Raw genomic sequence first — 11,865 nt, forward strand, 5'->3', positions numbered from 1 at the left:
GAACGGCCCCGGCCCCGGCGCGCGGCGGGCCAGGGGGCGCACTCCGCAGCCGCCGCGCCCGTCGTCCATCGCCCCCGCGGCTGGCGCGCCGGGGCATCCGAGAGGTATCCCTGTGACCATGTCCGATGCGCCGCCGTCGCCGTCCGAGCCCTCCGAAGCCCCCTTCCTGGCACTTCTCGCCCGCGGCGCGCCCGCCGAGGAGTACGAGCGGCCGGTGCTGCGCGCCCGCGCGGACGGGGCCGGCCCCGAAGCGCTCGCCGCCCTGGAGCGCGACAAACTGCGCGCGCTGCGGGTACGGAGCGAGCTGGAGGGCCGCCGCCGGCGCGAAGCGGAGCTGTCCGCGCTCTTCGAGACGGCGCACGACCTGGCCGGGCTGCGCGACCTCGACGCGGTGCTGCACGCGATCGTGCAGCGCGCCCGCTCGCTGCTCGGCACCGCGGTCGCGTATCTGACGCTGAACGACCCCAAGGCCGGCGACACGTATATGCGGGTCACCGACGGCTCCGTCTCGGCGCGCTTCCAGCAACTGCGGCTCGGCATGGGGGAGGGACTCGGCGGGCTCGTCGCGCAGACCGCCCGCCCGTACGTCACCGACAGCTATTTCGACGACCCCCGCTTCGAGCACACCCGCACGATCGACTCGGGCGTCAGCGACGAGGGGCTGGTCGCGATTCTCGGCGTGCCGCTGATGCTCGGCAGCGGCGTCATCGGCGTGCTGTTCGCCGCCGACCGCAGGGCCCGCGTCTTCGAACGCGAACAGATCGCGCTGCTCGCCTCTTTCGCCGCGCACGCCGCCGTGGCCATCGACACCGCCCATCTGCTGGCCGAGACACGCTCCGCGCTCACCGAACTGGAAGCCGCCAACGAGATCATCAGGGACCGCAGCGCGGTGATCGAGCGAGCCTCCGAGGTGCACGACCGGCTGACCGAACTGGTGCTGCGCGGCGGCGGCGTGCACGATGTCGCCGCCGCGCTCGCCGAAGTGCTCAGCGGCTCGGTCGAGTTCCTGGCGGCGCCGGCGCTCCCGGCCGCGACGGCGGCAGCGGTGGAGCGCTCGCGCGCGGACGGTCACGCTGTGCCGCACCAAGACGCTGTGCCGCACAGGGGCGCCAACGGCGGCAACGGCACCAACAGCGGCAGCGACAGCCCCGACCCGGGCAGCCGCAGGGGCAAGGAGGCCGCCGCCCCGGACGCCTGGGTCGCAGCCGTGTCCGCGGGCGGTGAGCTCCTCGGCGCGCTCGTCCTGCACGGCCATCCCGGACTCGACCCCGTCGACCAGCGCACCCTGGAGCGCGCCGCGATGGTCACCTCGCTGCTGCTGCTCGCCCGGCGCGCCGCCGGCGAGGCCGAGCAACGGGTCCGCGGCGAACTGCTGGACGACCTCCTCGACGCCCCCGACCGCGATCCGCGGCTGCTGCGGGAGCGGTCCGCCCGGCTGCGCGCCGACCTCGACGCGCCGCACCTGGTGCTGGCCGCCCGGATGGAAACCACCACGGCGCGGGCAGCGGACCAGCAGACCGCCGACCGTCAGCGGCTGTGGTCCGCGGCGTCCCACCTGGCGGCCACCCGGCACGGCCTGGCCGCCGCCCGCGACGGCGGCACCGTACTGTTGCTGCCGCTCTCGCCGGCCACCGGCCGGGCCGAGGACGGCGACGCGGGCGCTGCCACCACCGCCCGGCGGCTCGCCGCGCTGCTCGGCGCGGCCGTCAACGGGCCGGTGACCGTCGGGGCCTCCGCACCCGTCCCGGCGCCGGCCGCGCGTCCCGGCGAGGTGGCTCGCGCGTACGAGGAGGCGCGGCGCTGCCTCGACGCGCTGCGCGTCCTGGGCCGCGCCGGCGAGGGCGCCGCGGCCGAGGACTTCGGCTTCCTGGGCCTGCTGCTCGCCGACACCCGCGATGTGGACGGCTTCGTCCGGCGCACTCTCGGCGCGGTCGTCGACTACGACACCCGGCGCGGTACGGATCTGGTCCGCACCCTGGACGCGTATTTCGCCTCCGGCAGCAGCCCGGCCCGTACGAAGGACGAACTCCACGTCCACGTCAACACGGTCGCGCAGCGGCTGGAGCGGATCGGCCGGCTCCTCGGCCCGGACTGGCAGTCCCCGGCCCGAGCCTTGGAGATCCAGCTCGCCCTGCGCCTGCACCGGCTCGCGACGCCCGACCCGCGCTGACCGGTCCCCTCGCGCGCCGGGGGAGGGGACCGGGTTGCGCCCGACGGGCTAACCCCGAGGGCGGGCGCCGGCGGTCTGCGGCAGCGTGGGCCCGGACCAGAGGCACCCGACGAAAGGCGATGACCATGACTGAGGACAGCAAGCCCGGCGAGAGTGCGATGGACAAGATGCGGGGCATGGCCAAGGAGATGGCCGGCAAGGCGTCCGGCAACGACCGGATGAAGGCTGAGGGCAAGACCGATCAGGCCAAGGGCAAGGCGAAGGAAGCGGCCGAGGACGCGAAGGAGACCATGGGCGGGGTCAAGGACTCGATGACGGACGACGACAAGCACTGACGCCGGGCTCCGAGGGGAGCCCGACGCGTTACGCACGCCGGGGCGCGGACCGAGAAGGTCCGCGCCCCGGCACGCGCCGTTGCGCGGTGGGCCGCCGGAGTCAGACGGTACGAGTGGCCGGGGCCGACTCACCGGGGTTTTCGGAGCCGCTGGAGCCGCCGGGGCTGCGGGAGTCGGCCGCGGTACCTCGCCCCGTACGGCCTGCCCGGTCGTCGGCAGCGGCGGCGGCCCCGCCGGTTCCGGCGGGGCGCGAGGAGGTCGGCTCGATGGCGGCCAGATCCCGGTGCCGGGTCTCCTTGGCGACGCCCACCGCGATGAGGGTGATCACCGACGCGGCGATCACGTACAGGGCGATCGGCGTCGAGCTGTCGTAGTCGGCGAGCAGCGCGGTCGCGATGAGCGGGGCGGGCGCACCGGCCGCGACCGAGGCGAACTGCGCGCCGATCGAGGCGCCCGAGTAGCGCATCCGGGTCGCGAACATCTCCGAGAAGAAGGCCGCCTGCGGCGCGTACATCGCGCCGTGGAAGACCAGACCGACGGTGACCGCGAGGACCAGCGCCCCAAAGCTCTTGGTGTCGATCAGGGCGAAGAACGGGAACGCCCACAGCCCCACCCCGGCCGCACCCAGCAGATAGACGGGCCGCCGGCCGACCCGGTCCGACAGCGCGCCCCAGGCCGGGATCACCGCGAAGTGCGCAGCGGAGGAGATGAGGACGGCGTTCAGCGCCGTCTGTTTGTCCAAACCGGCCTGCACGGTGGCGTATACGAGGATGAAGGCTGTGATGACGTAGTAGCTGATGTTCTCGGCCATCCGGGCGCCCATCGCGACCAGCACGTCCCGCCAGTGATCGCGAAGGACCGCGACCAGCGGCATCCGCTCGACCGCGCCGTCGGCGCCGGCGTCCGCCTTGCGCGCCTCGGCCTTCGCCAACGCGGCCTTGAAGACAGGTGATTCATCGACGGACAGCCGAATCCACAGACCGACCAGCACCAGCACACCGGACAGCAGGAACGGCACCCGCCAACCCCACGCGGCGAACGCCGAGTCCGACAGCAGGGCGGTCAGCGCCGACAGCACGCCGGTCGCCAGCAACTGCCCGGCAGGCGCTCCGGTCTGCGGCCAGGAGGCCCAGAAACCACGCCGCTCGGCGTCCCCGTGCTCCGACACCAGCAGCACCGCTCCGCCCCACTCGCCACCGAGGGCGAACCCCTGCACCAGGCGCAACAGGGTGAGGAGTACGGGGGCCATCGCCCCGACGGTCGCGTGAGTCGGCAGCAAGCCGATGCAGAAGGTCGCGCCGCCCATCATCAGCAGGCTGATCACCAGCAGCTTCTTGCGGCCGAGCCGGTCGCCGTAATGGCCGAAGACCAACGCCCCGACCGGCCGCGCCGCGAAGCCGACCGCGTACGTCAAAAACGACAACAGCGTTCCGACCAGCGGATCCGAGTCGGGGAAGAACAACTGGTTGAAGACGATCGCGGCGGCCGCGCCGTAGAGGAAGAAGTCGTACCACTCGATGGTCGTGCCGATGAGGCTCGCGGCGACGATGCGGCGAAGGCTGGAGGGGGTTGTGGGCACGGGGGCGGGGGTGGACATGGTCACCACTTCCGGGGGACGGTTGCGTGTTGCCATACCGTAGAAACGCCCAGGTCACCGTCCCATGTGGTGAGACACCATGCTTCGTCTGTCGGGTGTGCGCGTTTCCCCCATGGATGCCCTCGGGGTGCACCTGGAAGCGCCGGGCGCGGCCTTGGGCGAGGGTCGTGAAAATTGTGCTTTTGGCATGTTCTGGCGGGGGCGTGCTGACTCCAGTGCTGGTTTGATGCTGACCCAAAAGCCCACGTCATCACCCCTTGTCACCGCTCCCGTGCTGACTTGGTGCTGATTACGGAGGTTGCACTCCGTCATTGAGGCGACCCCCGTGATGTGGACACACCTGACAATGGATCTTGTAGATCCTGGAAGGTGTAGATCCGCATGGCAAGGCTTTCGAAGTACAGCCCGGAGTTCCGGTCCGACGCGGTGGCGTTGTGGCGGGCTTCGGCCGGCCGGGGGACGTTCCGGGACGTCGCCGCCGATCTGAACATCAACCCTGAGACGTTGCGGACGTGGGTGCGTGACGCCCAGGGCCGTCCGGTGTCCGGCGGCGGGCCGGAGCCGGAGGGCGCCCAGGCGGAACTGGCCCGGCTGCGGGCGGAGACCGCCCGGCTGCTTTCTGCAGGTCTCCCGCTCCGGCTACTACCGGTGGACCGCCGGAGCCGGGGCCCGCGCCGGGCGTCAGGCCGCCGACGACGCGCTGGTGGCCGAGATCAGCGAGATCCACGCCGAGCGCAAGGAGACCTACGGAACCCGCCGCGTCCACGCCGGGCTGCGGGGTATCGGGCACACCGTCAACCGCAAGCGGGTGGAGCGGTTGATGCGCCGGCGCGGCATCGCGGGCCGCCGTCTGCGGCGACGCAAGCGCACGACGGTCCCGGACCGGCTCGCACCGCCCGCCCCGGATCTGGTCCACCGCGACTTCACCGCCGGGCAGCTGGACGAGAAGTGGTGCGGTGACATCACTTATGTCCAGGTCGGCAGCCGCTGGCTCTACCTCGCGTCGGTCCTGGACATGTGCTCACGCCGCGTCATCGGCTGGTCCATGGCGACCCACATGCGCTCCGAACTGGTCATCGACGCCCTCAAGATGGCCGTGGCCGGCTGCGGCGGGAACGTCGCCGGAGTGATCTTCCATTCGGACCGCGGGTCGCAGCTTGGGTTCAAGGAGTCGTCGCAACACTGCTGGTCTGCAATGATCGCCGAGGTCCTCGGCGGGGGTTCGCCAGCCGAGAGTTTTGCGTGGGCGCTTGTTGAGGGCCGCCGCGACGGCGTCGAGGTCGCTGCGACTGTGCCGGGACAAGTCGGTGCCCTTGGGGAAGTACTGCCGGAGCGGGGCGGCAGGTGTCCACAGAATTATTGCGAGCGTATTTCGTTTTGCTCAACCGGTATCCGATAGGTGGCATGGTGCGAGATGATGACGCCTCGGCATACTCCCAACTGTGGGTAACGTTGCAAGCCAGGTGTGGAACGGGAGCCACATGACTCTTGCCGGTGCGAAAGCATCTGAACGCACCACTCAGCCGCTCACCCGCTCACAAATCGTGGCAGCAGGAATGCGCTTGCTCAAGCGTGAAGGAGCGGCTGGGCTCAGCATGCGCAAGCTGGCCAATGAACTGGGGAAGGCGCCGGCCGCCGTCTACCGGCACTTGAGCGACAAACGCGAGCTGATGTCACTGCTGTTTGATGAAGTTTCACGTCAATTCGTCATCCCAGACGCCGGAGACGATCCCCGTGAGGAGATCATCGAAGCAGTGGAGAACGCGCACCGAGTCATGGAGGAGCATAAGTGGATCGTCACCGTAATACTTGACGGCACGTTGCTCACACCCAACTCTTTGCGTCTGTCTCAGTTCATCCTGAACACGATGATCCGGGGAGGGATGAGCGACGCGCAGGCTGCGCGCCTGCACGTCGCTATCTGGCAGTATGTCTTGGGTCACCTTCTCGTAGCACAGAGCAAGGGGTGGTATTTGCTCCCCCGCTCATACAACGGGTTCACCAGAATCGGAGACAAGCTCGACGAATATCCCGCAGTCAGGCGTATCGCCCCGGTGGTGAATGAAATGAGTGACCACGAGCGCTTCGCTGCCGGGCTGAAGGCGCTGCTGGACGGGGCGTTTGCTGAGACGGCTGACTGATCCAGTTCGTATGCATTGAGGGGTTGAGGAAATTTAATTCCAGCGACTCCAGCCCAGAGCGTAGGCAATTCACCTATCAAGTATCATCCCAAGTGGAGAATCGCATCGTCCGCTTTCGCGCAGAAATCCGGATCCGAATCAGGCGCTTCGTGGTTGCCACAGGTGTGAGACGGCCTCGCGCCCGTGCAGGATCACCGGGCTGGGAGGAGCTTCCTCGGCCGGAAAGAACTTCGTGAGTTCATGGCGGCCGCTGATCCTTAGCTTCCGGTAGGAGTGGGTGAGGTGCGACTCGACGTTTCGTAAGCTCACCTGCAGCAGCCGCGCGATGCTCGGGTTACTCATTCCTCGGGAAGCGTGTTCGGCGACCTGTCGCTCCGTGGGCGTCAGAAGCGATTCTGTGGAAGTCTTCCGGGGATCCGGTCGACCACCTGCGTTGCGTAGTGCGCGCTGAACTACTTCGACAAGTCCGTCAGCCCCGAGTGAGATGCCCAGCTCATTGGCGCGGTGCAGCAGTTCACGTGCGCGGATCGCGTTTCCGCCCTGCTGGTGCGCCTGACCGGCCACGTAAAGGGAGCGGGCGAAGAGCAGCGGTGCCTCCTCCGAATCGAGGAGCTCCAGCGCCTTCTTTGAATGCCTCAAAGCGTCACTCCCCGACGTGACCGACGCCAAAGTCAGGAGGGCTCGCCCCAGCGCGAATGGGGCGGACCAACGTTGAGCGAGTTCGACCTCTTCCCGCGCAAGGCGCCGTGCATCCGGAAGGTTGCCTACACCGGCCTGTAGGATTGCCCTTGTTGAGCGCCACGGAAGGATTGCTGGGTTGGTCACCTTCCAGCGTCGCAATTCCTTCTCGCAATGCGTGATCAAGCCGAGGGCCCGCTGGGTCTCTCCCAACCGTCCCAGGGCGCGTGCCGCGCTGTGCATGAGGTGGAGCTGCCACCACGTCACTGAAGGATTGGGGAAAGGGAGAGCGGAGCTGAGCAGGTCGGCGACCTTGGCGACCTGGTTCTTCTCCAGGGCCACATTGATCAGCACACTGCGGGCGAGCGCGCCGACGTGGTGTCGGTCCGCGCTGATCCGCTGCAGGAGCGTCAACGCTTGACGGGCGTCGTCGTCGGCGGTTTCGAGCAAGCCCCGATGCAGTTGGATCAGGCTCCGTATGGCCAGGGCCTCTGCCACGCGGGTAACAGCTCCTTCTGCACAGGCAATCTGCACCTCCGCATCAATGTGCCGGAGTGCCTCGCCGAAATGACCGGACCACAGCAGCCCGAGAAGGGCGTAATACCACGGCGGCGAGCCGTAGGGTGCCCGCGGTGTCGAGAGGATGGTGTGGGCGATTCGCTGCACCGCTGTTGCCGAATCGCCCATCGCCGTACGCAGCAGGAGGAGTGATTCCAGGCGTTCCTCGCCCATCGATGCATGGCCGCTCGCGGCTGCCCTGTTATCGAGCCGGGGCTCGAACAAGGTATATGTGCCGTCGTGCAGACGGGCATGGGTGAGTTGCCGACGTAGCTGTGCAGCAGCCGCCTCATCACTCCATCGGACCTGGTGGTAGGCATGTTCCAGCACCTGGCGTGCCTCAAAGGGTTCGTCCAGATGGAGAAGGATGTCGGCAAGACGCAGCGACTCTTCCGCCCGCTCCCGGAGCCCGACGGTGAGGTCTGCGAGCGCGGACTGTGCGCGCAAGGATGCGGGAAGATCCAGGCCCATTAGAGCCTGGACACGCAGCTTCTCGGTCCGGACGATCAGGTGTTCCGGGATCCCGTGCAGTAAAATCTTGTCGATCAAATCCATGGCTGCATCCGCGTGCTGGGGGAGGAGCTCCTCTGCGGCATCCAACAAGAGCCGTGCCATCCATGGCTCATCCAGCTGCGATGCTTGCAAGAGATGAGGAGTGATCTCCTCCTTGGAATCGCCCCTGCGGTGGAGACAGCGGGCTGTGAGCCGGCGCAGCTCGGCACGCTCGGCATGGGGAATGTCCAGATACAGAAGGCGGGCCAGAACGGGGTGGCGGAAGGTCAGGTCCGTTCCTCGGAGGAGGCCTGATTCGGTCAGTCGATCGAGGCATTCAGACGCTTCCTCCACCGGGAGTGAGCACAGCTCGGCGACGAGCTCAGCAGTTACCGCGGTGCCCACGACGCTCGCGGCGCGCGCGACATGTAGACCATGGCGGTCCAGGCGTCCGAGGAACGACAGGATGCGGTCCTTGACGGCACGCAGCCGTATCGGAAGTTCTGCTGACTGATGGGCTCCCCGATGTTCTTGGCTCGCGGCTGATGTGTTCGGCGCGGGTATGGCGAGGATCTGTTCAGTCAGCAGATACGGATTCCCTCCACTGCCGGCGATGAGGGTATCGATGTGGCCAGGGACCGGGCCGCCGAGCGCGGCGACCAGATCGGACGTCGCGCTCGGGCTCAAGTCGTGGATGGATATGTGCCGATCGGGGCGGATCCCCTCCATGAACTCAGCCAGGAGGTGCTGGTCGCTCGCCGGCTCACCGCGGCGCTTACTTGCCAACAGGACCACGGCCAGGTTGTCGAGACGCCGGCTCAGGAACCCGAGCCACAACAAGGATTGCGGATCTGTGCATTGAATGCAGTCGACCGTGATCAGAAGTGGTGTACTTTGCGCTACCCTGCTTAAGGAAGCGAATAAATCGGCGAGTTGCAGGTAATCGGGATACGCATGATCGTCGCGCTGTGGTAATTCCTGCGACGATAAACCAAGGTGATGCCCCTCTCTTTCCAGGCAGTCGAGGAGCTGGTGGACGACTCCCATCGAAAAGTGCCGTTCGGTAGGAGACGCTGTGGCTGCGAGAACAAGCATTCCCCGCTGCCTGGCCATCTCCTCCGCCCAGCGCAGAAGCGACGTTTTGCCTGTTCCAATAATTCCTTCCACCAGAGCTGATGCCCCTGTTCCCGCTGTTGCGGAGTCGAGCATTTTGGCAATTATCTGCGATTCTTCGCTCCGGCCGTACAGTTCCCTGGGCACCATTTCGCATATCCTTTTCGACACTGGATGACGAAGCGTTGGCACTGAGCTCGTCTCTCCCTAAGAACTGTTCCACAATTGATCTATTGGAGTGTGCGGCCCGGGCTGATTTATCCGGCCGTGGTGGGGTGTGTCCGGCGAGGGCGTGATTGCCCCATGCGGGCTGTGGCGGGGATGGCATGGTGAACGCCGTCGCCTTTGAGGCGGCAGTCGCGGAGAAATCTTTCCGCGCGAGCAGTTCGGTCTTCCTGGGAGGTGGTAATACAGGATGATCGGGGCCCGAGGTGGCTGATGATCCGGTCCCCCAACAGCTTCGGGGACCGAACAGCGGGGCCCCGAAGGGGCAGGTCGGCCCTCCAGCATGCGGTGACCACTCCTCCAACGGTCGGCAGGCTCCACCGCAGCTCCCGCCTGGGCACATCCACACCTTTCTGCCGCAGCTGCGGTCGCCAGCTGCCTGAAGAGCGAGAATCAGCTCGGTGAACGGGGCTGTCCAGGACGGCTCCGATGCCACGATCACACCAGCCAGACCAAGATCATCCAATCCGCGGCTTTCCCCTACGGGACGCCCCTTTGGCGTGCTCGCATGCCGACGTTACGCCGTCAGGGATGGGAAACATGACGACCTCGACGCGTTCATCACCGGTGAGCTTTCACCATGAACTCGCATCCAGTCGAGCACTACTGTTCCCGGAATGGGGACCGCAGAGTGCCCAGTGCCGACCCAGGCGCAGCTCGACGCTGTTTTTCAGGTCTGCCTTGTGCCACGACTCGCGATCTACTCGCGTCCGCCCGTCACTTACGTCACAGCGTAGGCGCTTCCATCCCGAGGAAAGGCCGCGGGCGATGCGGACGGACGAGTAGCCGTGAAAGTACCGACTTCGATCGCGTTGCGCGCGCCGACGAGACGGGTGCGTAGCGTCGGCAACGCTCTCCGCTCCGGTACGCGTCGCATGATTTCGCAGCCGCCGGGCTTCTTTGTCTCATCGATGATTTTGTGCAGCAAAGCGTGGGGCGGCGCGCCGTGCGCGACAGGGTAGTCGTACAGCTCTGGCGCGAGAGTCGCGTGCTTGAGATCCAATTCAACCCCTCGGGTATGGGTGAACGGTGTACACGTACAGCACGGGACGCTAGCACGCCAAACCTGTGCAGTTAAAGACCTGACAGGGCTGATCTGCTCGCAGGAAACGCGCGGAACCATCTATTCCGCAAGCGGTGAGAAGTGTTGCTTCGGTCGATGCTTCGGGGGCACCGTATTGAGTCCTCGTAATCCCGCATAGGTATGGTCGGCGAGGCCTTGCGGCGGTCGCCCCGATCGAACTTCGGCGGGGCTGAGTGAGGGAGGCATTACGGTCACGAAGCCTCGGACCGAGGCTGGGCCGAGCGCCGGCTGGTGGAGCAGGGGCGCCGCCGGCCGCCGTCGACGCGGACGAGACTGACTTGGCCGCGCCGCTCACCTCGATGGGGATCAGCTCTCTGCGGCTGCTGCGGCAACGCGCTCGAACCTCTCAGACGTACGGGGTCGAGCACCCAACACGGTGGACAGCCTTCGTCTGGCCGCCGCGCCCATCGGCTCCACCGCACAGACCGGGCCGATTGAGGAGCCCCGCGTTTTACGGACAGTCGCTTTCGGGGGTTTCTACGCTACGAGCTGCATTTCCTCGTACTTGGCGTGAACCTCTGCAGGGGTCTTGTAGCCGAGTCCCGAATGGAGCCGTTTGCGGTTGTAGAAAACTTCGATGTAGCGAACGACTGCCCGTCGTGCGTGTTCGTGGGTCGGAAACGCGGTGCGATAGACCAGTTCGTTCTTAAGTGCTCCGAAAAATGATTCCGCCATGGCGCTGTCCCAGCAAACGCCGGTCCGCCCGACGGACGGCCGAAGGCTCATGCCGCGCAGCTTTTTTCGGAACTCCTGGGAAGTGTACTGGCTTCCTCGGTCTGAGTGAAACACGCAGTCGTCGGAGAGGTTGATGTTCCGGGCGGCCATGTCGATGGCGTCGGATATCAGCGATGTTTTCATGTGGTTGGCAGTCGACCAGCCGACGACGGCCTTGGTATGACAGTCGATGACGGTGGCGAGATACAGGAATCCGGCCCAGGTGTGGATGTAGGTGATATCGCCCACCAGTTTGCGGCCCGGTGCGTCGGCCGTGAAGTCGCGGTTCACCAGGTCGGGCGTCGCGTCCGCGGCCGCGTCCGGGACCGTGGTGGTCCGCCAGGGTTTCGGCTGGCAGGACACCAGGCCCAGCTCCCGCATCAGAGCCCGCACCAACTCCAAGCCGGCCTGGACACCGAGACGGCGGAGCGAGGCATGCACGCGACGGTAGCCGTAGGTCTCGTCAGAATCCGTGAAGGCATGACGGATTACCGCTTTGAGTCTTTCCCGGCGCTCGGCCGTGGCTGATGTTTCCCGGGATCGCCAGTCGTAAAATCCAGATGCCGAGATTCCTATCCAGGTGCACATCTTGCAGATGGGGTAGTGGTCCTTCTCGCCGTCGATGAATTCACACTTGTCGGTCATCGATATTCCTGGGCGAAGTCGGGTGGCCGGAGGGGATTTCACCCTCCGGCTCCCACAGATCCGTACGTGACAGTCTCCCGTCATACGGCTCTTATCATCCTGGTCACCACACT

At 66.7% G+C, this 11,865-nt stretch carries 6 protein-coding genes and 3 pseudogenes; 5 read left to right on the forward strand and 4 right to left on the reverse strand.

Annotated elements, in window-relative coordinates; translation table 11 throughout:
* The first annotated feature begins 118 nt into the window (after window positions 1-118).
* Both QMK28_RS32265 and QMK28_RS32270 read left to right on the forward strand, forming a co-directional pair.
* Window positions 119-2,170: a helix-turn-helix domain-containing protein gene (locus QMK28_RS32265; protein WP_326443251.1), complete on the forward strand. Its 2,052-nt coding sequence runs from the start codon at window positions 119-121 to the stop codon at window positions 2,168-2,170.
* A 125-nt stretch (window positions 2,171-2,295) separates the two neighbouring features.
* Window positions 2,296-2,505, forward strand: coding sequence for a CsbD family protein (locus QMK28_RS32270; RefSeq protein WP_326443252.1), 210 nt, complete (start codon window positions 2,296-2,298; stop codon window positions 2,503-2,505).
* Between the two features lie 100 nt (window positions 2,506-2,605).
* On the opposite strand, the gene QMK28_RS32275 is transcribed toward QMK28_RS32270, so the two are convergent.
* Entirely contained in the window at window positions 2,606-4,102 is a 1,497-nt protein-coding gene (locus QMK28_RS32275; RefSeq protein ID WP_326443253.1) for an MFS transporter, read from the reverse strand.
* Window positions 4,103-4,483: 381 nt separating this feature from the next.
* Here QMK28_RS32275 and QMK28_RS34475 point away from each other — a divergent pair.
* Window positions 4,484-4,699 (forward strand): annotated as a pseudogene (locus QMK28_RS34475) (transposase); the annotation flags it as partial.
* 27 nt (window positions 4,700-4,726) lie between these two features.
* Window positions 4,727-5,258, forward strand: a pseudogene (locus QMK28_RS32280) (IS3 family transposase); the annotation flags it as partial.
* A gap of 39 nt (window positions 5,259-5,297) precedes the next feature.
* Here the strand turns inward: QMK28_RS32280 and QMK28_RS32285 are convergent.
* Window positions 5,298-5,435, reverse strand: a pseudogene (locus QMK28_RS32285) (IS30 family transposase); the annotation flags it as partial.
* 109 nt (window positions 5,436-5,544) lie between these two features.
* On the opposite strand from QMK28_RS32285, the gene QMK28_RS32290 reads away from it, so the two are divergent.
* Window positions 5,545-6,243 (forward strand): TetR/AcrR family transcriptional regulator, encoded by a 699-nt coding sequence (locus QMK28_RS32290; protein ID WP_326443254.1) that lies wholly within the window; start codon window positions 5,545-5,547, stop codon window positions 6,241-6,243.
* 138 nt (window positions 6,244-6,381) lie between these two features.
* On the opposite strand, the gene QMK28_RS32295 is transcribed toward QMK28_RS32290, so the two are convergent.
* Together QMK28_RS32295 and QMK28_RS32300 are read right to left on the reverse strand one after the other, a co-directional pair.
* On the reverse strand, window positions 6,382-9,234 hold the full coding sequence (locus tag QMK28_RS32295) for a BREX system ATP-binding domain-containing protein (RefSeq protein WP_326443255.1): 2,853 nt from the start codon (window positions 9,232-9,234) through the stop codon (window positions 6,382-6,384).
* Window positions 9,235-10,870: 1,636 nt separating this feature from the next.
* On the reverse strand, window positions 10,871-11,752 hold the full coding sequence (locus QMK28_RS32300; RefSeq protein ID WP_326443256.1) for an IS3 family transposase: 882 nt from the start codon (window positions 11,750-11,752) through the stop codon (window positions 10,871-10,873).
* Window positions 11,753-11,865 lie beyond the last annotated feature (113 nt).

It is taken from the genome of Streptomyces sp. H27-D2 (assembly GCF_035828615.1).
In the GTDB taxonomy this organism is placed as follows: Bacteria; Actinomycetota; Actinomycetes; order Streptomycetales; family Streptomycetaceae; genus Streptomyces.

What these genes read in the sequence shown, in the direction of transcription:
- QMK28_RS32270 (WP_326443252.1), top strand. Translation starts at nt 2,296, where the DNA reads ATGACTGAGGACAGCAAGCCCGGCGAGAGTGCGATGGACAAGATGCGG.
- QMK28_RS32275 (WP_326443253.1), bottom strand. Translation starts at nt 4,102, where the DNA reads ATGTCCACCCCCGCCCCCGTGCCCACAACCCCCTCCAGCCTTCGCCGC.
- QMK28_RS32295 (WP_326443255.1), bottom strand. Translation starts at nt 9,234, where the DNA reads ATGGTGCCCAGGGAACTGTACGGCCGGAGCGAAGAATCGCAGATAATT.
- QMK28_RS32300 (WP_326443256.1), bottom strand. Translation starts at nt 11,752, where the DNA reads ATGACCGACAAGTGTGAATTCATCGACGGCGAGAAGGACCACTACCCC.
- QMK28_RS32265 (WP_326443251.1), top strand. Translation starts at nt 119, where the DNA reads ATGTCCGATGCGCCGCCGTCGCCGTCCGAGCCCTCCGAAGCCCCCTTC.